This is a genomic window from Variovorax sp. W2I14 (genome assembly GCF_050435205.1).
Taxonomy (GTDB): Bacteria; Pseudomonadota; Gammaproteobacteria; order Burkholderiales; family Burkholderiaceae_C; genus Variovorax; species Variovorax paradoxus_C.
This window is the reverse complement of record NZ_JBNDJX010000001.1, coordinates 1312369-1333619: the sequence shown is the minus strand read 5'-3', so window position 1 is coordinate 1333619 and position 21251 is coordinate 1312369. Positions and strand designations below refer to the sequence as shown.

At 68.4% G+C, this 21251-nt stretch carries 21 protein-coding genes; 13 read left to right on the top strand and 8 right to left on the bottom strand.

The genetic code is table 11. The features are described 5' to 3' along the window. Nucleotides 1-34: 34 nt before the first annotated feature. Both QF040_RS06245 and QF040_RS06240 read right to left on the bottom strand, forming a co-directional pair. Nucleotides 35-1468, bottom strand: a complete 1434-nt coding sequence (locus QF040_RS06245; protein ID WP_429610291.1) for a sensor histidine kinase — start codon at nt 1466-1468, stop codon at nt 35-37. Continuing rightward, entirely contained in the window at nt 1461-2147 is a 687-nt protein-coding gene (locus QF040_RS06240) for a response regulator transcription factor (RefSeq protein ID WP_429610290.1), read from the bottom strand. Before QF040_RS06240 ends, QF040_RS06245 begins: the two co-directional genes overlap by 8 nt. Nucleotides 2148-2325: 178 nt before the next feature. Here QF040_RS06240 and QF040_RS06235 point away from each other — a divergent pair, with 178 nt between their 5' ends. The 5 genes from QF040_RS06235 to QF040_RS06215 are packed head-to-tail and all read left to right on the top strand — an operon-like array spanning nt 2326 to nt 8890. Beyond that, nucleotides 2326-3492 (top strand): efflux RND transporter periplasmic adaptor subunit, encoded by a 1167-nt coding sequence (locus tag QF040_RS06235; RefSeq protein WP_429610289.1) that lies wholly within the window; start codon nt 2326-2328, stop codon nt 3490-3492. Beyond that, on the top strand, nt 3485-6580 hold the full coding sequence (locus tag QF040_RS06230) for an efflux RND transporter permease subunit (RefSeq protein WP_429610288.1): 3096 nt from the start codon (nt 3485-3487) through the stop codon (nt 6578-6580). The genes QF040_RS06235 and QF040_RS06230 overlap by 8 nt, the downstream gene beginning before the upstream one ends. 14 nt (nt 6581-6594) lie before the next feature. Continuing rightward, a complete protein-coding gene (locus QF040_RS06225) occupies nt 6595-8145 on the top strand; it encodes an efflux transporter outer membrane subunit (protein WP_429610287.1) in 1551 nt (516 codons plus the stop codon). Next, on the top strand, nt 8142-8522 hold the full coding sequence (locus QF040_RS06220; protein ID WP_429610286.1) for a RidA family protein: 381 nt from the start codon (nt 8142-8144) through the stop codon (nt 8520-8522). The genes QF040_RS06225 and QF040_RS06220 overlap by 4 nt, the downstream gene beginning before the upstream one ends. Beyond that, entirely contained in the window at nt 8519-8890 is a 372-nt protein-coding gene (locus QF040_RS06215; protein WP_429610285.1) for a hypothetical protein, read from the top strand. Before QF040_RS06220 ends, QF040_RS06215 begins: the two co-directional genes overlap by 4 nt. Here the strand turns inward: QF040_RS06215 and QF040_RS06210 are convergent. The 4 genes from QF040_RS06210 to QF040_RS06195 form a co-directional block, all read right to left on the bottom strand. After that, nucleotides 8854-9927: a phospholipase gene (locus QF040_RS06210; RefSeq protein ID WP_429610284.1), complete on the bottom strand. Its 1074-nt coding sequence runs from the start codon at nt 9925-9927 to the stop codon at nt 8854-8856. The two genes, QF040_RS06215 and QF040_RS06210, sit on opposite strands and share 37 nt — an antisense overlap. Nucleotides 9928-9960: 33 nt before the next feature. After that, on the bottom strand, nt 9961-12336 hold the full coding sequence (locus QF040_RS06205) for a Tex family protein (protein WP_429610283.1): 2376 nt from the start codon (nt 12334-12336) through the stop codon (nt 9961-9963). Between the two features lie 80 nt (nt 12337-12416). Next, nucleotides 12417-13376 (bottom strand): sensor histidine kinase, encoded by a 960-nt coding sequence (locus QF040_RS06200; protein ID WP_429610282.1) that lies wholly within the window; start codon nt 13374-13376, stop codon nt 12417-12419. A 72-nt stretch (nt 13377-13448) separates the two neighbouring features. Further along, nucleotides 13449-14243, bottom strand: coding sequence for a LuxR C-terminal-related transcriptional regulator (locus QF040_RS06195; protein ID WP_429610281.1), 795 nt, complete (start codon nt 14241-14243; stop codon nt 13449-13451). Between the two features lie 383 nt (nt 14244-14626). Between QF040_RS06195 and QF040_RS06190 the strand changes: the two genes are divergently transcribed. The 7 genes from QF040_RS06190 (at nt 14627) to QF040_RS06160 (ending at nt 19688) form a co-directional block, all read left to right on the top strand. Beyond that, a complete protein-coding gene (locus QF040_RS06190) occupies nt 14627-15316 on the top strand; it encodes a hypothetical protein (RefSeq protein WP_429610280.1) in 690 nt (229 codons plus the stop codon). Between the two features lie 77 nt (nt 15317-15393). Continuing rightward, nucleotides 15394-16335, top strand: coding sequence for a hypothetical protein (locus tag QF040_RS06185; protein ID WP_429610279.1), 942 nt, complete (start codon nt 15394-15396; stop codon nt 16333-16335). Nucleotides 16336-16351: 16 nt separating this feature from the next. Further along, nucleotides 16352-16672, top strand: a complete 321-nt coding sequence (locus tag QF040_RS06180) for a hypothetical protein (protein ID WP_013541534.1) — start codon at nt 16352-16354, stop codon at nt 16670-16672. A 115-nt stretch (nt 16673-16787) separates the two neighbouring features. Then, nucleotides 16788-17150, top strand: a complete 363-nt coding sequence (locus QF040_RS06175) for a GIY-YIG nuclease family protein (protein WP_429610278.1) — start codon at nt 16788-16790, stop codon at nt 17148-17150. Then, nucleotides 17147-17692 carry an AsnC family transcriptional regulator gene (locus QF040_RS06170; protein ID WP_429610277.1) on the top strand — a complete coding sequence of 182 codons (546 nt, stop codon included), beginning with the start codon at nt 17147-17149 and terminating at the stop codon, nt 17690-17692. The genes QF040_RS06175 and QF040_RS06170 overlap by 4 nt, the downstream gene beginning before the upstream one ends. Beyond that, the gene (locus QF040_RS06165; RefSeq protein WP_429610276.1) at nt 17662-18237 is read left to right on the top strand and encodes a DUF2239 family protein; all 576 of its coding nucleotides are present in this window, start codon (nt 17662-17664) and stop codon (nt 18235-18237) included. Before QF040_RS06170 ends, QF040_RS06165 begins: the two co-directional genes overlap by 31 nt. 152 nt (nt 18238-18389) lie before the next feature. Continuing rightward, nucleotides 18390-19688, top strand: coding sequence for an MATE family efflux transporter (locus tag QF040_RS06160; RefSeq protein ID WP_429614621.1), 1299 nt, complete (start codon nt 18390-18392; stop codon nt 19686-19688). Nucleotides 19689-19701: 13 nt separating this feature from the next. On the opposite strand, the gene QF040_RS06155 is transcribed toward QF040_RS06160, so the two are convergent. Together QF040_RS06155 and QF040_RS06150 are read right to left on the bottom strand one after the other, a co-directional pair. After that, a complete protein-coding gene (locus tag QF040_RS06155) occupies nt 19702-20181 on the bottom strand; it encodes a VOC family protein (RefSeq protein WP_429610275.1) in 480 nt (159 codons plus the stop codon). Nucleotides 20182-20324: 143 nt separating this feature from the next. Next, entirely contained in the window at nt 20325-20663 is a 339-nt protein-coding gene (locus QF040_RS06150; RefSeq protein WP_429610274.1) for an antibiotic biosynthesis monooxygenase, read from the bottom strand. Between the two features lie 87 nt (nt 20664-20750). On the opposite strand from QF040_RS06150, the gene soxR reads away from it, so the two are divergent. Further along, on the top strand, nt 20751-21224 hold the full coding sequence (soxR, locus tag QF040_RS06145) for a redox-sensitive transcriptional activator SoxR (protein ID WP_429610273.1): 474 nt from the start codon (nt 20751-20753) through the stop codon (nt 21222-21224). Nucleotides 21225-21251 lie beyond the last annotated feature (27 nt).

Sequence of the window (21251 nt, the reverse complement as noted above, 5' to 3'; positions counted from 1 at the left end):
GTTTGTCCCGGCGGCGGGCCTCTCGGCTCTCCTCTCAGTGCGCGAGCGGCAGATGCATGTCGAACCGCGCACCGCCACCGGCTTCGTTCGACGCCTCGATGCGCCCGCCATGCGCATGCACCACCGCCTGAGACAGCGCAAGGCCCAGCCCCAGGCCCGGCGTGGCTTCCGAGCGCGCGCCGGCGCCGCGGTAGAAGCGCTCGAACAGATGGGGCAGATCGTCGCCGCGGATGCCGGGGCCGTGGTCCGACACGCTGATCACCGCCTCGCCGGCCTCGCCCGCCTCCGCATCGGCGCGCAGGCGCACGCGCACCTCGGTGCCGGCCGGCGAGAACTTCAGCGCGTTGTCCAGGAGGTTGGCCAGCGCCAGGCTGGCCGCACCGCGCGCCACCCGCGCGGCCACGGGCGGTGCAGGTTCCAGCAGCAGCGTCAGTTGCCGTTCGCGCGCCAGCGGTTCGAGCCGCCGCACGGCTTCTTCGGCCAGCGCGTTGAGCGACACCGTCTCGGCCGCGTCGCGCTCCTGCCCCGCGTCCAGCCGCGCCAGAACCAGCAGCTCTTCGACCAGCAGCGTGAGCGATTCCACCTCTTCGAGCGACGAGTGCAGCGTTTCCACATAGGCCGCCGGTTCGCGCGGGCGCCGCAGCGCGAGCTCGAGTTCGGTGCGCAGGCGCGACAGCGGCGAGCGCAGCTCGTGCGAGGCGTCGGCGGTGAAGCGGCGCTGCGCTTCCATGCCGTGCTCGATCCGTCCCAGCATGGCATTGAGCGTGTCGACCAGCCGCCCGATTTCATCGCGCGATCCCGGATGCGGCAGGCGCTCGCCGAGGTTCGCATCGCCGATGCGGTGCGCCTGCCGCACCACGTCGTCGATGGCGCCGAAAGCGCGCCGGGTGATCAAGGCGCCGGCCGCGCCGAGCGCCAGCAGCAGCGATCCGCCGAGGATGAGAAAGAGCACGCTGGCCATGGCGACGGTGCGGTTCACATCGTCCAGCGAACCGGCCACCTGCACCGCCAGCAACGAGGGCCGCCCCGAGCCTTTCGCGCCCTTGGGCACCGGCACCGAGACCATGCGGGTCGGCTCCTCGCCGAAGCCGTCGAGGGTTTCGAACACGGTCTCGCCGGCCGCGAGCCGGTCGCGCAGCACGGGCGGCAGGGGCAGCTGCGCTTCGCCGAGGTTGGCACTGCGCGCGACCACGCCGCCGCGCGCATCGACGATCTGCACCAGCCGGTCGAGCCGCACGAACGACGGCGCGCCCGGGCCGGGCGGCGCCTCGTGCACCGTCACCGGGCTGCCGTCGCTCGCGGCCAGCAGCATGCCCATTTCGGTTTCGGCCAGCGCCAGCAGCGCCGCATCGAGCTCGCGGTGCACGTTGCGCGCGAACACAAGGTAGGCGCCGAACGCGGCCATCGCCATCACCACCACGATGACGCCCACATGCGCCAGCGCCAGGCGCTTGCGCAGGCTAAGCATGGCCGTCGTCCGGCGGCGCCAGCCGGAAGCCGCGTCCGCGCACCGTGTGGATCAGCGGCGCGGCGGGCGGCGCATCGACCTTGCGACGCAGGTTGCCGATGTGCACGTCGATCAGGTTGTCGATGGCGATCAGGTCGTCCTTCCACACCTGCTCGGCCAGGCGGGAGCGGCTCACCACCTCGCCGGCATGGCGCATCAGGATCTGCAGGATCGCGAACTCCTTGTGGGTGAGGTCGAGCACCTGGCCGCCGCGCATCACGCGCTGGCTTTGCGGATCCAGGCTCAGGTCGGCCAGCGCGAGCACCACCGGCCGCATGAGTTCGGAGCGCCGCAGCAGCGCACGCACGCGCGCCAGCAGCTCGTCGAAGGCAAAGGGCTTGGTGAGGTAGTCGTCGGCGCCGTTGTTGAGGCCGGCCACCCGGTCGCCGAGCGCATCGCGGGCGGTGAGCATCAGCACGGGGGTCTTGCAGCCGCGCTGGCGCAGGTCGCGGCAGAGCGTGAGGCCGTCCTTGCCGGGGAGCATCCAGTCCAGGACGATCAGGTCGTAGGCGATGACGAAGGCCTCTTCGTCGCCCTCCTCCGCCGTGTGCACCACATCGACGATGAAGCCTTCTTCCTGCAGGCCGCGGGCCAGGAGGCGCGCAGCCTTGCGGTCGTCTTCGATCAACAGGATTCTCATGGGGCTGGATCATGCCTCGCGGCGGCGCGGCCGATCCTGAAGACATCTTCAGGATTTCTTGGGAGCTTCTTCAGGCACGCCTCGCTATCTTTCGCCGCTGGGGCGACAGGGCGGATCAAGCACACGGGAACACGTTCCGTGCGCGGCGCGGCCGGCCCGCAAACGGACGCCTCGCATCGTGACGAAGAAACATCCACAGCCCCTCCTCCCGCGCGGGTGGCTGGCCCTCGGCCTGCTGGCCGGCGCGGCCCTGCTGCTCGTGCTGACCATCTACCGCGCCCACGCCAGCGCGCCGCCGGCCGCGGCGCCCGGACCGCTGCTGGTGCGCGAGGGCAACCGGTTGGTCGTTCCCGTGGGCTCGGCGCTGCGCGAGCGGCTGCGCGTCGAGACCGTCGGCGACGAAGCCTCCGCGCATGAAGTCGCCCTGCCGGCCACGGTGGAGGCCGACCCGGCGCGCACCGCCAACATCGTGCCGCCGCTCACCGGCAAGCTGGTCGAGTTGAAGGTGCGGCTGGGCGACACGGTGCGGCGCGGGCAACTGCTGGCCACCATCGCGTCGCCCGATCTCGCACAGGCCGTGGCCGATGCGCAGAAGGCGCGCGACGCGCTCGACCTTGCGCAGCGCGCGTTGGTGCGGGCGCGCGGCGTGAACGAAGCCGGTTCCAACGCGGCCAAGGACGTCGAAGCCGCCCAGAGCGCCGTGGCGCAGCAGGCGGCCGAGCTGCAGCGCAGCGAAATGCGGCTGCGCACGCTGGGGGCCGACGGCAGCGGCGTCTCGTCAGGGCGCGGGGCGCAGGTTCTCAACATCACCGCGCCCATGGCCGGCACGGTCACGGCGCTGAACGCCGCCGCGGGCGCCAACCTGAACGACGCCAATGCGGTGCTGATGACGGTGTCGAACCTCGATGCGGTCTGGGTCACGGTCAACGTGCCCGAAAACCTGGTGAGCGCGGTGGCGCCGGGGCAGAACGCGGTGGTCACGCTGGCCGCCTATCCGGGGCGCAGCTTCAGCGGCAAGGTCGCCTTCGTGAGCGCGGTGCTCGATGCGGATTCGCGCCGCGCCCGCGCCCGCATCGTGTTCGCCAACCCCGAGGGCCTCTTCAAGCCCAACATGTATGCGACGGCGGTGCTCGGCGTTCCGCAGGCGCGGCAGCCGCAGGTGCCGGCCTCGGCGCTCCTGATGAACAACGACAGCGTGAGCGTGTTCGTCGAGGCGGCGCCCTGGACCTTCGTGCGGCGCGCGGTCGAGCCGGGCCGCGAAGACGGCGACAGCGTTCGCATCCGCAATGGCCTTGCGGCCGGCGAGCGCGTGGTGGTGCGTGGCGGTGTGCTGCTGAATGATTAACCTCGTCATCACCCAATTCTTTCGCCGCAGGCACCTGGCCTGGGCGATGTCGGTGGCGCTGCTGCTGTTCGGCGCCTGGTCATGGACGCAGATGACGGTCGAGGCCTACCCCGATCTTGGCGACGTCACGGTGCAGGTCACGACACAGGTCAACGGCCTGGCCGCCGAAGAGATCGAGCAGCAGATCACCACACCGCTGGAGCGCGCGCTGAGCAACACGCCGGGCCTGGCCTCGATCCGCTCGAGCAGCACCTTCGGCCTGTCGCTCATCAACCTGAGCTTCAAGGACGGCACCGACGACTACTTCGCGCGGCAGCGCGTGAGCGAGCGCATGGGGCAGGTCAGCCTGCCCTCGGGCGCGCAGCCAGGGCTCGGCCCGGTGGCGGGACCGGCGGGCGAAATCTACCGCTACACGCTCGAGTCAGACACGAAGAACCTGATGGAGCTCTCCGAGATCCAGCGCTGGACCGTCATTCCCGCGCTGCGCCGGGTGGCGGGCGTGGTGGACATCAACAACTTCGGCGGCTTCACCAAGGAGTTCCAGCTCGAACTCGATCCGGCCAAGCTGCAGACATACGGCCTGGTGCTGAACGACGTGGTCACGGCCATCAACAACAACAGCGCCAATGCGGGCGGCGGGCGCATCGCGCGCGGCGACCAGAGCTACGTGGTGCGCGGCATCGGGCAGATCCACACGCTGGACGACCTGGGCGGGGTGGTGGTGGCGCAGAACAACGGCTCGCCGGTGCTGGTGCGCGACCTGGGGCAACTGCAGTTCGGCCACCAGGAACGGGGCGGCATCCTCGGCAAGGACACGAACCCCGACACCATCGAGGGCATCGTGCTGATGCTCAAGTACGAGAACCCCTCGCGCGTGCTCGAAGGCGTGCACAAGAAGATCGACGAACTGCAGGCCGAGCTCGCGCCGATGGGCGTGAAGATCGTGCCCTACATCGACCGCGACGACCTGGTGAAGCTCACCGTCGACAAGGTCACGCACACGGTGCTCGAAGGCATGGCGCTGGTGTGCTTCGTGCTCATTCTTTTCCTCGGCAGCCCGCGCAGCGCGGTGGTGGCGGCAGTGGCGATTCCGATGTCGCTGGTCACGGTGTTCACCGTGATGCACTTCACCCGCATGCCGGCCAACCTGTTCTCGCTGGGCGCGATCGACTTCGGGATCATCGTGGACGGCGCCATCGTGGTGATGGAAGCGATCCTGCGCCGGCGCGAAGAGGAGCCGCACGCGACGCTCACCGAAAGCAACATCCTGGAGACGGTGAGCCATGTGTCGGGGCCGATCTTCTTTGCCACGCTGATCATCATCACGGCCTACTTTCCGCTGTTCGCCTTCGAGCGCGCCGAGGGCAAGCTGTTCAAGCCGATGGCGTTCACCGTGGGCTATGCGCTGGTGGGTGCCCTGCTCTGCGCGCTGACGCTCATCCCGAGCCTGGCCTACGTGGCGCTGCGCAAGCCGAGCAAGCCCTTCGTCAACAAGCCGCTGGTGTGGCTCACGGCCGCCTACCGGCGCGTGCTCTCCAGGCTTTTGGATGCGCCGGCCATCGCCTACGGCCTGAGCGCGCTGGCGCTCGCCGCCGTGGTGGTGCTGGGCGCCACGGCCGGTCGCGAGTTCCTTCCCGACATCGACGAAGGCGCGCTGTGGCTGCAGGTGCAGTTGCCCTCGGGCCTGTCGCTCGACAAGGCCAGCGAGATGGCGACCGAGCTGCGCCATGTGCTGCTCGAATACCCCGAGGTGTCTTACGTGGTGACCCAACTCGGGCGCAACGACGACGGCACCGACCCCTGGACGCCCTCGCACATGGAGGTGCCGGTGGGCCTGAAGCCGTATGCCGAGTGGCCCGCGGGTGTGAACAAGGCCGCCTTCGTGCGCACGCTGACCGAGCGCTTCGCCAAGATGCCAGGCTTCGACGTGGGCATCAGCCAGCCCATCATCGACGGCGTGAACGACTCGGTGGGCGGCGCCCACAGCCCGCTGGTGCTGCGCATCTACGGCGACGACCTGAAGGAAAGCCGGCGCATCGGCAACCAGATCGTCGAGCTGCTGGGCACGGTGCGCGGCACGGCCTCGGCCTCGCTGTTCCAGGAGCCGCCGATTCCGCAGGTGGTGATCCAGCTCGACCGCGCGGCGGCGGCGCGCTTCGGCGTCAACGCGAGCGACGTGGCCAACCTGATCCAGACCGGCATCGGCGGCGCGCCGGTGATCACCGTGTACGCGGGCAACCGCACCTACAACGTGGCGGTGAAGATGCCCAGGAGCGCCAAGGGCGGCACCGAAGCCATCGGCGCGCTGCTGCTCAACAGCTCCGGCGGCGCCAAGGTGCCGCTGTCGCAGGTGGCCGACATCCGGCTGCAGACCGGCGAGAGCACGATCTCGCACGAGATGAACGAGCGCCAGATCACCGTGCGCGTGGACAACCGCGACCGCGACCTGGCCTCCTACCTGGTCGAGGCGCGCGAACGCATCGCCAAGGAGGTGAAGTTCGATCCCGCCAAATTCAGGCTGCAATGGGCCGGGCAGTTCGAGAACCAGCAGCGCGCGCAGGCCCGGCTGGGCGTGTCGCTGGCGATCGTGGTGGCGATCATGGCGGTGCTGCTGTTCTTCCAGTTCGGCAAGATCCGGCAGGTGGTGCTGATCCTGGGCGTGGTGCCGATGGCCACGCTGGGCGGGCTGATCGCGGTGCATGTGGCGGGCGAAACGCTCAACGTGGCCACGGCGGTCGGCTTCATCGCGCTCTTCGGCGTGTCGATACAGAACGGAATCATCATGGTCGCGAACTTCCGCCGCGTGCGCGGCGAAGGGCTGGCGCTGCAGGCCTCGGTGCTCGAAGGCGCCGCCGAGCGCCTGCGGCCGGTGCTGATGACGGCCACCGTGGCGTCCGTCGGCATGCTGCCCGCCGCCCTGGCGACGGGCGTGGGCACCGACGTGCAGCGCGGTCTGGCGACGGTGGTGGTCGGCGGGCTGGTGGTGTCCACGCTGCTGACGCTGTTCATCCTGCCCACTCTTTATTTCGCGCTGGAGCGCTTCTTCGAGCGCAAGGGCTGGGGCCTCCGCTCGCGGCGTGACCGATGAAAGCCGGAGACATCATGATGAAGAAAACCAGCATGACTGCGCCCTTCGCCGCCGTGTTCGCAGCGTGCATCGCGCTGCTGGGCGGCTGCGCGGTCGGCCCCGACTACGTGCGGCCGCCGCTGGGCCTGCCGTCGCAATACACACCCGCCCCGGCCACCTCCACAGCCGGCGAAGGCGTGCCGCTGCAGCGCCTTTCGCCCGACCTCGACGTGCCCGCGCAATGGTGGCAGGCCTTCCGCTCCGAGCCGCTGAACGCGCTGGTCGCCCAGAGCCTGGCCGGCAACCCCGGCATCGAGGCGGCCGACGCATCGCTGCGTGCCGCCCGCGAGAACGAAGCGGCGGACCGCGCCGCGTTCTGGCCCGCCGTCGCGCTCGGTTATGCGCCCACGCGGCAGCGCGTGGCCGGTGCCGTCGCGAGCCCGGTGTCGTCGAACGCGAGCCTCTACACGCTGCACACGGCGCAGGTCACCGTGTCCTATACGCCCGATGTGTTCGGCGCCACGCGCCGGCAGGTCGAGGGTTCGCAGGCACAGAGCGAAGTCCAGCGTTTCCAGTGGCTGGCCGCCCGGCTCTCGCTGAGCAGCAATGTGGTGGCGGCCGCGATCACCGAGGCTTCGCTGCGCGCGCAACTGGACGCCACGCGGGCCATCGTCGACGGGCAGAAGGACGTGCTCGCGGCCTATCGCAAGCAGCAGGCGCTCGGCCAGGTGGCGCCGGCAGATGTCGATGCGCAGGAGGCCGCGCTCGCCGCCACCGAGGCCACGCTGCCGTCGCTCGACAAGCAACTGGCGCAGCAACGCAACCTGCTGGCCACGCTGGCGGGCCGCTACCCCGGCGAAGGCGTGGCGGCGCGCTTCGATCTCGATGCGCTGCAACTGCCATCTGAGTTGCCGCTGACCCTGCCCTCCCGCCTGGTCGAACACCGCCCCGACGTGCGCGCGGCCGAGGCGCAACTGCAAGCCGCCAGCGCCGGCATCGGCGTGGCGGTGGCCGCGCGGCTGCCCAATGTGACGCTCGGGGTGAACAGCTACGGCTCGTCGGCCGCCACGCTGTCGGAACTCTTCAAGTCGTCGTCGCTGTTCTGGACCGTGGCTGCCAGCGTGACCCAGCCGATCTTCGATGGCGGCGCGTTGAAGCACCGCGAGGCCGCGGCCAGGGCGTCGTTCTACCAGGCGGCGGCGCAGTACCGCGCCACCGTGCTCGCCGCGTTCCAGGACGTGGCCAACACCCTCGAAGCCATCGATGCCGACACCCGCGGCCTGCAGGCTGCGCTGAAGGCCGACCGCACCGCGGCGCAAAGCCTGGAACGCACGCGCCGGCAGGTGGCGCTGGGCGATGCGAGCGCGCTGTCGCTGCGCGTCGCCCAGCAGGCGCGCCAGCAGGCGCTGCTCGCGCTGGTGCAGGCGCGCGCCCTCCGGTTGACCGATGCGGCGGCGCTCTTTCAGGCGCTGGGCGGCGGCTGGTGGAATCCGCCCGCGGACAGCGTCGCTGCCGCGCCTTCGAACTCCCTTTCCCTCATTTCCCACACGACCGTTGCCAACGCCGCGGGACCGACATCGCCATGAACATCCTTCGCCACGACATGGGACCGCGCTTCAGCGAGATGGTGGTCGTCGACCTGGGCACGGCGCGCCTGCTCTACCTCTCGGGCCAGGTCGCGGAGAACCCCTCGCTCGACATCACGGGGCAGATGCGCGAGGTCCTCCGCCACATCGACAGGCTGCTCGCCACGCAGGGCGCGAGCAAGAAGGACCTGGTCAGCGCCACGATCTACCTGCGCACCGTGGGCGACTACGCCGCGATGAATTCGGTGTGGGACGAATGGGTGCCCGCCGGCCATACGCCCGCGCGGGCCACGGTGGGCGCGAAGCTGATCGACTCGGAATACCGGGTCGAGATTCAGGCCATCGCGGCGATCGCGGTGATTGGCAGCGCGCCATGAGCGCTGCATGGCGCGCCGGTGTGCTGTGGGCGTTGTCGGCACTCGGAGGCTGCGCGGCGTTCGATGTCCACTCGCTCGATCGGGCAGCAGGTTGGCATGCGGCGCAGGTCGTCGCCGTAGGACGCGCGGGCGATCTGTCGGCCACCGCCGACCGCGATTGCGGTGCGGCGGGCGACGTCTCGGCGCGCTATGCCGTCGTGCGCTACCGCAACGGCGGCGTGCATTCGCGCTCGCTGGGCACCGACCGGCTGCCGGCAGACACCGAGCTCAAGGTGGGCGACGCGGTGTACGTGAACATCCTCGACTGCGCCACGCCGCTGATGACGCCGGCTCAGAGAGGCAGCAGTTCGGGTGCGCCGTCGCGCTGAAGCCAGCCTTCGAACTCGTCCGACAGCCGCTGGGCCTCGCGCGTGGCCTTGCCCCAGGCCGTGATGCGCGCCTGCGCATCGTTCTGGAAATGAATGAAGTCCTTGCGGTCCGGCAGCTTGCCGTTGGGCAGCGACTTCACCCATTCGGGATCGGGCGCCAGCACCACCATGCGGTCGAGGAAACCGGTGGACTTGTGGCGCCATCTCAGCCCCTTGTCGAGCCAGCCCGGCACCACCGCGCGCTGGAAGTGCGGATACAGCACGATGCCGTCGTCGGCAGGCTGGTAGTCCAGGTGCAGGTGGTAGTCGGTGATGCCGCCGTCCCAGTAGGCACCGCGCGGCGCGCCCGGGATGTCGTGCACCGCGGCCAGCAGGAACGGGATCGAGCACGAGGCCTGCAGCACCAGGTTGAAGTTGGCTTCGCTCAGCGAGTGCTGGCGGGTGCGGAAGTCCTGCGTCCCGAAAGGGAGCGCCGCGCCCGGCGTGGAGAACACGCAGCGCTCCAGCCACGCGCCCAGGCTCTTGCGGTAGACGCTGTTGGACGCGAAGGCGCCCAGGTAGCCGAACGGCGTGCGCGCCCTGCCCTCGCGCCCGAGGATGTGGCGGCCGCGCGAGGTCACCACATGCAGCCGGTAGCGCGGATGGTTCAGCACCTCGGCGATACGCCCGCCATAGAAATCGACCAGGCTTTCGGCAAAGCGCTCGCTGAGCTGGCGCGGGCTCAGCCGCTTTTGGCCTGGCGGCACTTCGAACTGCTGGCGCACGTAATCGTGCTCGAAGCGCTGAAAGGCGGCCTCGGGGTCGGAGAGGCACGCCGTCGCGAGCCGCCACGCGCCGATCGACGCGCCCACCAGGTGCACTTGCTGGCTCGACTGCGTGAGCCAGCGGCCGAAGATGAAGCGATCGAGCGGCCCGAGGATCAGGCCCTTCGGGCCGCCCGCCGCGCCGGGGACGGTGCGCACGTCCTCAGGGCGCAGGCCGTGCTGCTCGATGTGCTTGCGGGCCGCAGGGCCGGCGTAGATGCGCAGGGCTTTCATGCCGGATGCGTCAGCAAGAACCGTGCGGCACGGTTACTTGCGCAACCCCTGCAGCTTGGCAAACGCACTGGCCATCTGCCCAGCCGGCTGCGGCGAGCTATCGCGCCGGCCTTGTTGCTGCTGGCCTCGCCCCGCCCCTTCGAAGCGGTTGTCGCGCGGCCCGTCGCGGCGCGCGGGCGCTGCATCGAGCTTCATCGACAGGCCGATGCGCTTGCGGGCCACGTCCACTTCCATCACCTTGACCTTGACGATGTCGCCGGTCTTCACGACCTCGCGTGCGTCGTTGACGAACTTGTGGCTCAGCTGGCTCACGTGCACCAGGCCGTCCTGGTGGACGCCGAGGTCGACAAAAGCGCCGAACTGGGCGACGTTGCTCACGGTGCCTTCGAGGATCATTCCCTCGACCAGGTCCTTGATGTCGTCCACGCCGTCGTTGAAGCGCGCCACCTTGAAGTCGGGGCGCGGGTCGCGGCCGGGCTTCTCGAGTTCGCCCAGGATGTCCTTGACCGTGATGACGCCGAACTTCTCGTTGGCGAAGAGCTCGGGCTTCAGGGTCTTGAGCATCTCGGCGCGGCCCATCAGCTCGGCGATCGGCTTGCCGGTCTTCACGATGATCTGCTCGACCAGCGGATAGGTTTCGGGGTGCACGCCGGTGATGTCCAGCGGATCGGCGCCGCCGCGGATGCGCAGGAATCCGGCGCTCTGCTCGAAGGCCTTGGGGCCGAAGCCGGTCACGTCGAGCAATTGCTTCCGGGTTGCGAACGCGCCGTTCGATTCGCGCCAGCGCACCACGGCCTTGGCCACGCTGCCCGAGAGGCCGGACACGCGGCTCAGGAGCGGCACGCTCGCGGTGTTGAGGTCCACGCCCACCGAGTTCACGCAGTCTTCGACCACGGCCTGCAGGGTGCGGGCGAGTTCGCTCTGGTTCACGTCGTGCTGGTACTGGCCCACGCCGATGCTCTTGGGGTCGATCTTCACGAGCTCGGCGAGCGGGTCCTGCAGGCGCCGGGCGATGGACGCGGCGCCGCGCAGGCTCACGTCCACGTCGGGCATTTCCTGCGAGGCAAATTCGCTGGCGGAATACACGGAGGCGCCGGCCTCGCTGACCACGACCTTCTCGACCGTCATCTCGGGCGCGCCGGCCTGTGCGGCCATCTTGGCGAGCAGCTTGATGAGGTCGGCGGCGAGCTTGTCGGTCTCGCGGCTGGCGGTGCCGTTGCCGATGGCAATGAGGTTCACGCCGTGCTTGGCGCAGAGCTTGCCCAAGGTGTGCAGTGACCCTTCCCAGTCCTTGCGCGGCTCGTGCGGGAACACGGTGGCGGTCTCGACCAGCTTGCCGGTGGCATCGACCACGGCGACCTTCACACCGGTGCGGATGCCGGGGTCCAGGCCCATCACGACGCGCGGGCCGGCAGGAGCCGCCAGCAGCAGGTCGCGCAGGTTGTCGGCGAAGACCTTGATGGCGACCTTCTCTGCCTCTTCGCGGAGGCGGGTGAACAGGTCGCGCTCGGTGGACAGCGCCAGCTTCACGCGCCAGGTCCAGGCCACGCACTTGCGCAGCAGGTCGTCGGCCGGGCGGCCCGCGTGGCTCCAGCCCAGGTGCAGCGCGATCTTGCCTTCGGCGATGCTGGGCTTGCCCGGCTCGGGCTCGACGGGCAGCACCAGCTTGGCATCGAGGATATCGAGCGCGCGGCCGCGGAACACGGCCAATGCGCGGTGCGACGGCACGCGGCCGATCGGCTCGTCGTATTCGAAGTAGTCGCGGAACTTGGCGATGTCGGCGTTGTTTTCGTCCTTGCCGGCCATGAGGCTGGACTTGAGCAAGCCCTCGGCCCAGAGCCATTCGCGCAGGCCCTGCACGAGCGCGGCGTCTTCGGCCCAGCGCTCGGAAAGGATGTCGCGCACGCCGTCGAGCACGAGCGGCACGGTGGAGAAATCGGGGCCCGGCTTGCCGTCGTCGAGCGTGGTGGCCGGTTGCAGGAAGGCCTTGGCTTCGACGGCCGGGTCCAGCGTGGGGTCGACCAGGAGCTTGTCGGCGAGCGGCTCGATGCCGAATTCGCGGGCGATCTGGCCCTTGGTGCGGCGCTTCTGCTTGAACGGCAGGTACAGGTCTTCGAGTTCCTGCTTGGTGGGCGCGAATTCGATCGCGGCGCGCAACTGGGGGGTGAGCTTGCCCTGTTCGTCGATGGCTTTCAGCACCGCCACGCGACGGTCTTCGAGCTCGCGCAGGTAGGAAAGACGGGCTTCGAGTTCGCGCAGCTGGATGTCGTCGAGGCCGCCGGTCACTTCCTTGCGGTAACGGGCGATGAAGGGAACCGTGGCGCCTTCGTCGAGCATTTCGACGGCGGCCTTCACCTGGTGCTCGCCGACCTTGATTTCAGTGGCGAGCTGGCGAATGATTTTCTGCATGTCTTGAGCGCATCCCGGGCAAAGCGCGGAAGTTTGCCATAGGCGCGGACGGGCTCCGGCGGCAGCGGCCCCGCGCGTTGTTACAGGCTGCTCGCGGAGTCCGGCCCGGCGCTGGCCGGCGCGGCTTCGGCGTCCGACAGCACGAGGCGCACGCGCAGCCCGTGCGGCTCGGTGTCCATGACAGCCAGCTCGCCGCCGAGCGCATCGGCCCGCGCGCGCATGCTGCGAAGCCCCTTGCCCAGTTGCTCCAGCGGCATCGGCGCCGATGCCTGGAGGCCGCGGCCGTTGTCCAGCACTTCGAGCACGAGGCCGCGCGTGCGTCCCAGCGGGCCGAAGCGCACCTCGACGATGCTCGCGTGGGAGTGGCGCAGCACATTCGACAGGGCCTCTTGCGCGATCCGGCAGATCTGCATCGCGGATTCGGCGGACAGCGTGCGGGCGAGCGGCACGTCCTGCACGTGCCACACGAGGCCGATGCCCAGCCGGTCGAACGCCGGCTGCAACCGGTAGCGCAGGTGCGCCAGCCGCTCGACGATGCTGGCCGAGGCTTCGTCGTCCAGGGAATCGACGGTCATCTGCAGTTCCAGCAGGCAGGCCTGCAGCGCCCTCGACAGCTCGCTGGGCTCGGCCGCGCGCGGGTCCTGGCTGGCCAGGAGCGCCATCAACCGGGAGCCGACGCCGTCGTGCAGGTCGCTGGCGATGCGGCGCCGCTCGGCCAGCACCGCCTGCACCTGCCGGAAGCGCACGACGCGGCGGCGCGAGAGATACCAGATGCCGAGGATCATTCCGAGCACGGCCACATTGACGCCCTGCAGCGCCCAGAACGCGAGCGGGATGTCGTTGATCTCCACCGGCATCGCCGAGGTGGCCCGCAGCACCTGCCCGGTTACCGGCGTGAGGTGCAGCGCGCCGGCCAGCGCGATCCACAGCAGCATCCGGCGGCGCGAGGCGCGGGGCCAGAGCCAGGCCAGGAGCGCGGACCATGCGGCGATCGAGAGCCACACGAACTGGTCTTCGAGGTAATTCGGTAGCTGGGGCACCGAGGACCACATGACCGTATCGACCCGTTGGGTACCGTTCGTTGCAAAGGTGTCGGACTGCCTCTCAGCCTCTCAGAGCAGACCCCTGTGCGAGGCGAAGCTCACCGCCTGGGCGCGGGTGTGCGCGTGCAGCTTGCGGTAGATGTTCTTCACGTGGGCATTGACCGTTTGCGCGCTGATGGTGAGCTGCAATGCGATCTCTTCGGTCACATACCCCGTGGCTACAAGTCGCAACACTTCGCGCTCCCGTGCGGACAGCGCGGCCTTGGTCTCGGGCGGGCGCACCGGGCTCTGGTTGCTGCGCTGGTGGTCCAGGTGCACGAGCAGGCGGCGTGCGAGCCGGGGCGTGATGGCGGCCCCTCCGTTCACCACCTGCAGCACGGCCTGCGCATAGCTCTGGAACCACGCGTTCTTCACCAGGAAGCCGGAGGCGCCGAGCTCGAAGGCGTGCAGCACCTGGGGTTCGTCCTCGATGGCCGAGATGACGATGATTTCGGCGGCGCTGCGGTGTTTCTTGGCTTCTTCGATCAGTTCGAAGCCGCTGCCGTCGCCCAGGCGAATGTCGACCATGAGCACGTCGAATTCATGTTGCATCAGAAGGCGCCGCCCTTCGCGCAGGCTGCCGGCCTGGCCTTCGAGCTGGATGCGCAGGTCGCCGAGCAATTCCTGCGCGATGACGCGTCTGACAAAGGGGTCGTCGTCGACCAGCACGACGCGCACCGGCTTGGTCTGTTGGCCCGTCAGATAGTCGGGCCAGGGCAGCGAGTCGGCAGAGGGGGCAAGGAGCCCGCCGAACTGGCCAGGATTCGAGAAATTCCTGGCGCTCGCTTTGACCTCTGTCAACGAAATGTCAAGCTCATTTTCCATTTCTATCCCCTGGTGACAAAAACTACCGCTTGTTCGTGAGCAAAAGTTAATTCATTTCTACTCAAATTTCGTCCGGGAGCTTTTTTGATTACTTTGGTTTCGTCTTGTTGCATCCGGGGACTAATGTGTACTAAAGACGTAGGCGTGACGAGGAGCCACCATGCGGAAAGAGGCCCATCGACGAGGCACCCGCACCCTCCCCTCCCATTGCTTTCGCCATAGCCTTGCACTACCCACCACAGGGCATTTTTAGATTCCTTTTCGACGCTGAAACTGCATCCCGGTCGCAACGGAAACATTCACTCCGCGCTCGCTGACCGTTGGCTGATGGCCGGATTCGCCGGCAATCGGGTTCGTTTCAACACTATCGAGGAAGCATCATCATGAAGAAGACTCTCATCACGGCAGCCGTGGTCCTGCTTGCAGGCGTGGCCTCGGCAACCAGCACCACGGCGCTGGCCGTCACCAACACGAGCACCGGTTCTTCCAGCTCGGCAGGGTCGCTGGCAGCGAGCTCCGGCACGGGCAGCGCATTGAGCTACAACTCAGCCACTTCCAGCTCGGCGGCCACGGCCAATGCAGCAGGCGGCGCGGTCAGCATTCCAGGTCTGCGCATCGGTGGTGCAACGGCCAGCGGCTCGGCGACCACCCAGGGCCGCGTGACCAGCGTGGCCGCGACGACCGGCAACGGTGCCGCCGCCGGCGGTGCCAATGCCTCGGCCAATGCGGGCTCGTCCGCCGGCGCCGCCTACTCCGCAGGCGGCCCGAACCAGGTGAGCGGCGCGGCAGGCGGCACCGCAAGCTCCACCACCAACAACACGGCTGCAACCGCAGCCGGTCCTGGCGGCGGTCTGGCTGTGGTGACGCGCACCTCGGGCACGACGTCGGGCTACAGCGCCTCGTCGGGCGCGGTCAACGGCTTGGTCAACGGCACGACCACCTCGACCACGGCGGGCTCGATCGGCGGCTCCTTCGGCGTGACCAACTTCGCGGTCGGCAATGCCGGCGGCTTCAGCAACGGTGGCGGCACCGGCGGCACCGCTGGCGCCGGCGCAGTCGCATCGGCTCCCTGAACGGGACATGCCACGGTTGTTGGACCAGAAACGGGGAGGGGCATGCCCCCTCCCCCGGCTTTCAAAGGAGTGAGAACATGAAAAAACTGATTGTCCTGACCTTGATGGGCTTGTCCGCGGGCGGCGCTTACGCGCAGACGGCGGGCGGCGCCAACAACCAGTCATCGAGTTCGGCCACCACGTCGGCTCAAGGCAACACACAAGCTGTGAACTTCAACAGCAGCGCGCCCGCGGACACCACCACCCGCTCGACGCTCAACGCCAACCAGAACATCAACAACACCGGTGCCACCACGAACACGGTGGACTACCGGGGCAGCTACACGGTCAAGAACGTGCCCTCAGTCAACGGGCCCAACCTGACCACCAGCAACGACACCTGCATGGGCAGCACGAGCGCCAGCGCGAACGGCCCGGGCGTCGGCATCAGTTTCGGCACCACCTGGACGGACGAGCACTGCAAGCGCCTGAAGATGAGCCGCGAGCTCTGGAACAAGGGCATGAAGGCGGCATCGCTCGCGATGGACTGCATGGACTCGGCTGCCATGGCGGCGCTGGAGATGACCGGCACGAAGTGCCCGCAGTCCATGACCGCCGAGGAGCGGGTGAGCGCGTTCGGGCCGTACGCCTCGCCGGCGAACGCCGCCGCGCAGGTGGTCGGCCAACCGGTTGCGGCGATGACACCACCCATGGCGCCCATGCAGCCCATCGCGGTGTCGGTGCAGCCGATGCAGCCGCCGCAGGCGGTGGTCGTCGCGCCGCAGGTGGCTTCGGTGCCCCCTCCCACATCGACATCCACGTCGACGTCGGCGCCGACCCCGCTGCCATTGCCGCAGGCTCCCCTCGTCGAAGCGGCGCCCGTGCCGCAAGCGGCGGCTCCGGTGCAACCGGCCCAGCCCGCGCAGGAAGAGCCGCAGCAGGCCGCGGTGACCATGCCGGTCGAGCCTGCCGGCGTCGTGGCCGTCGAGCCCATCGGCGAGATCGCGTCGGCACCGCAAGCGGCCGTCGGTTCGCAATGACCGCCGGGAGCCCATGATGACCAGGACCGTCTTCCTCTGGATCGCGGCTTGCTGCGTGGCTTCGGCCTCCGCGGGCCCTGTCGTTCCCAACCTGCGCATCGAACGGGTGACCTTCGGCAGCGGCCTGCAGAACGCCAGCGGCACCGACAACGCCGAGCCGGTCGGCGACCTCGGCGTGTGGCACGTGCCGCAGTACCTGCCGGGCTATCCGACGTCGGCGACCATCTGGCCGCGCGTGGTCGTGATCCAGTGCGCCAACGAGCTGTGCTCCGGCTACGAGGTCACGCCCGAGCTGGGGCGCGGCGAATACCTGTTCTTCCGGCCAGCGCGGAAGTAACAAGTCTTGAACAGTTGCAAGCGCGGCCGGGTCGTCCCGGCCGCGCTTTGCCGCGTGCGTCATTTTTACCCGGGTTATATTGTGTTTTAGATTTCACCCGGGTAATATCAACGGCATGAACATGCCCCAAGAGACGCGGCGCGCCCTCGTCAGGAAATACAAGGAAACGGTGCTCCCCGCGGGCGTCTTCGTCATCCGCAACACGCTGAATGGCCGCGTCTATGTGTCCGGCAGCCTCGACGTGGAAGGCGCGATGAACCGGGCCCGCTTCGAGTTGGGCCTGCGTTCCCACCGCAACAAGGCGCTGGTGCGCGACTGGATCGCCCACGGCGCCGAGCACTTCAGCTTCGAGGTGATCGACCGCGTGAAAGAGCGCGACGACCCTGCCTTCGACCGCGCCGCCGAGCTCGAGAAGCTGCTCGAACTCTGGCGCGAAGAACTCCAGTGCACCGGCGACAAGGGCTACAACACGCCATGACCGCCGATGCGCTGGAGTTCTGCCTCACCATCAGTCGCGCGCATGCCAGCCTGAACCTGAAACTCCAGGAAAACCTGGGCGCGTTCCACGGGCTGGACTACGAAGACTTCAGGCTGCTTCATCTGTTGCTGCGCGCCGAAGACGGCCGCATGGCGATGCCCGCGCTTTCGCGCGCCTCGGGGTTGCCGATGTCGGCGCTGCTTCGCAAAATGGTCCTGCTCGAAAAAACAGGACTGGCCGAACGCACGGCCGGCGCGAACGGAGACAACCGCCACAACCATCGCGTTGCGGCCCTCCGACCGGGCGGCAGGAAACTGATGCAGGCCGCGCTCACGACCGTGGAGGCGATCTGCGCCGATGCGGTGAAATCGCTCGACATCGAAAGCCTGCCGCAGATCCACGCCGCGCTCCTTGCGCTTTGCCTCGACGACACACCGAACGCATCGGCCGTTCAACGAGTAGATTACGCACCTCGCTCGAACGGACCGGAAGAAAAAGCAACCCATTCGACATGCCATCCGATACGCAACCCATCCACCTGATCGTTTTCGCCGGCTTCAAGCGCATCGCCGAAGGAAGCACGGCCGAAGTGCTCGCCCAATTGCGCGAACGCAAGGACGACACGCCCTACCTCATCTTCGACGCGCAGACAGGCGAGTCGCTCGACTTCGATGTGCACAACCAGGCCGGCGTCGTGCCGCACGCGACCACTGCCGAAGCCCATGACGACACGCCGCGCGGTGTCGGCCGCCCGAAGCTGGGCGTGGTCGCACGCGAAGTCACGCTGCTGCCGCGCCATTGGGACTGGCTCAACCGCCAGCCCGGCGGCGCCTCGGTGGCGCTGCGGCGGCTGGTGCAGGAGGCGAGCCGCGTCAACGCCGACCGCGATGCGGTGCGCGCCTCGCGCGAATCCACCTACCGCTTCATGACCGCGATCGCCGGCGCCCTGCCCGGCTTCGAGGAAGCCACGCGCGCGCTGTTCGCCGGCGAGCGCAACCGCTTCGAAGGTCTCATCGACGCCTGGCCCGCGGACCTGCGCACCCATCTCCAAAAACTGTCAGCCGCCGGCTGGAGCACCCCTGCATGAGCGCACCCCCCGCGACTTCGACGACCTCGACAACGCCCTCCGCAAATCCAACATCCCCCGCAACCGGCCCGAGCGGCCTCAAGGGTGTGCCCGTGTCGCAGGTCGGCGCGGCACGCCCGCTGTGGAAGGTGTTTCTCTTCTTCCTCGCGCCGATGTTGCTCAGCAACATCCTGCAGTCGCTCTCGGGCACGCTCAACAACGTCTACGTGGGGCAGATGCTCGGCGTGGGCGCGCTGGCGGCGGTGTCCAGTTTCTTTCCGGTGATGTTCTTCTTCATCGCCTTCATCATCGGCCTGGGCGCGGGCGCCTCGGTGCTCATCGGCCAGGCCTGGGGTGCGCGCGACGCGGCCAAGGCCAAGGCGGTGGCCGGCACCACGCTCACCGTTGGCGTGCTGATGGGCCTGGTGATCGCGGTGTTCGGCGGCGCCTTCACCACGCCGATGCTGGCCGCGCTGGGCACGCCGCCCGACGTGCTGGCCGACTCGACGCGCTACGCCCGCATCATGCTGATCGCGATGCCGGGCGTGTTCGTGTTCTTGCTGGCCACCGCGATGCTGCGCGGCGTGGGCGACACCGTCACGCCGCTGCTCACGCTGGTGATCTCGACGCTGATCGGCCTCGTGGTCACGCCCGCGCTCATCCGCGGCTGGGGCGGTTTGCCGCAGATGGGCGTGGCGAGCGGCGCGTGGGCCTCGGTGCTGTCTTTCGTGGTGGCGACCACCTGGCTGGGCTTCCGGCTGCGCCAGAAAAAGAGCCCGCTCGCGCCCGATGCGGAGTTCTTCCGCTACCTGCGCATCCAGCCGCAATTGCTGAAGGCCGTGCTGCGCATCGGCGTGCCCACGGGCGTGCAGATGATCGTGGTGGCGCTGGCCGAAGTGGTGCTGCTGTCGATGGTCAACAGCTACGGCTCCAACGCCACGGCCGCTTACGGCGCGGTGAACCAGGTGGTGGCGTACGTGCAGTTCCCGGCCATCTCGATCGCCATTGCCGCGTCGATCCTCGGCGCGCAGGCCATCGGCGCGGGCCGTGCCGACCGGCTCGGCGCGATCACGAAGACGGCGCTCCTGATGAACCTCGTGCTGACCGGCGGCCTGGTACTGCTGGGCTATCTGTTCTCGCGGCCGCTCATGGGCTTTTTCATCACCAGCGAGCCGGTGATCGAGATCGCGCAGACGCTCTTGCACATCATGCTGTGGAGCCTGGTGATCTTCGGCATGGCCGCAGCCACCTCGGGCGTGATGCGAGCCAGCGGCTCGGTGCTGGTGCCGACGCTGATCTCCATCGTCTGCATCCTGGGCGTCGAGGTGCCGGTGGCCTGGGTCATGAGCCATCGCATCGGGCTGGACGGCATCTGGATCGCCTACCCCGTGACCTTCGGCGCGATGCTGCTGCTGCAGACCGCGTACTACCAACTGGTGTGGCGCAAGAAGGCGATCCGCACGCTGGTGTGAGCGGGGGCCGGACTCAACGGCCCTCGTAGGCCTTCTGCACCGCCGCGAGATCGAGCTTGGTCATCTCCATCATCGCCCGCATCGCGCGGCCGGCCTTCTCGGGGTCCTTGTCCTGAAACATGCGTGTCATGGCATGGGGCGCCACCTGCCACGAGACGCCGTAGCGGTCGGTGAGCCAGCCGCACTTCACGGGCTTGCCGCCGCCGTCGAGCAGCTTGTCCCAGTAGCGATCGACCTCGGCCTGCGTCTCGCAGGGCACGTAGAGCGACAAGGCCGGGGTGAACTTGTAGTCGGGGCCGCCGTTGAGAATCATGAATTCCTGCCCGAAGAGCTCGAAGGTGGCGGTCAGCAGGCTGCCGTCCTTGGGGCCCGGGCCGTTGGCGGGCCAGTGCAGCCGGTCGGTCACGCGGGAGTTGGGGAAGATGCCGGTGTAGAAATTAATCACCTCTTCGCCGTTGCCGTCGAACCAGAGGCAGGGAACGATCTTTTGCATTGGGATGGATCTCCTTCAATCGGTGTTGCGAATGAAATGACGATGAACCTGAGGGTTCAGTATCAAATCGAAGGCCGCGCGAGGTCAAGGGGGTGCGAACCCATCGTGCAACAGGCAGTGCGGGGGGCGCCTGCCCAAGAAGCTCACACGCTCCCGTAGAAGCCCATGTCGGCCCGCACGCCGTTCTGCGCCACGAACGCGACCGGATCGAAGCCCTCGTCCAAGAACTTTTTCTTCACCACCGCCTGCGCCGCGGCGACCGCCTGCTCGCTTGCCCACTCGACCAGCGTGATCACATTGAACTCGCCGGACCCGCCGGTCTGCGTGAGCACGTGGTTGCGAAGGCAACCGGGCAGCGTGTGCAAGGTCTGCTGCACGCGCTGCATCTGCGCGACGAAGGACGGCACCACCTCGGCCGGCACGACGAACTTGTCGATGCGAAAGACAGAGGCGGATGGGCTGCTGGGGAATGCACTCGACATGAAATTTCCTCGAAGAATGCGCGCAGGAATCTGCCCGCCGGAACGCATTCTCAAACCTCAAGTAAAGTTGAGGTCAAGAGGTTTTCGATGAACGATGCATTGCAACGCGCCGGTATATCCCCTTCGCTCACCGTCGGAGAGGTCGCGCGCCGCAGCGGCGTTTCGGTGTCCACGCTGCACTTCTACGAAACGCAAGGACTGATCCGCAGTTCGCGCACCGCGGGCAACCAGCGCCGCTACCCGCGAGAGGCGCTGCGCCGTGTTGCATTCGTTCGCGTTGCGCAAAGGGTTGGCATTTCGCTGGCCGATATCGGTGCCGCATTGGCCACCCTCCCTCCCGCCGCCGCCCCCAGCCGCGAAGACTGGGCGCGGCTCTCGGCCGCGTGGCGTGCCGACCTCGACGAGCGCATGGCGCAACTCAAGAAGCTGCGCGACACGCTGGACGACTGCATCGGCTGCGGTTGCCTGTCGATCGACCGGTGCAAGCTGCGCAACCCACTCGACAGGCTGGCGGCCGAAGGGCAAGGCCCGCGGCGCCTGCTCGTGAAACGTGCCGGCTAGAACCCGTACAGCGCGCCGAGGGCGGCC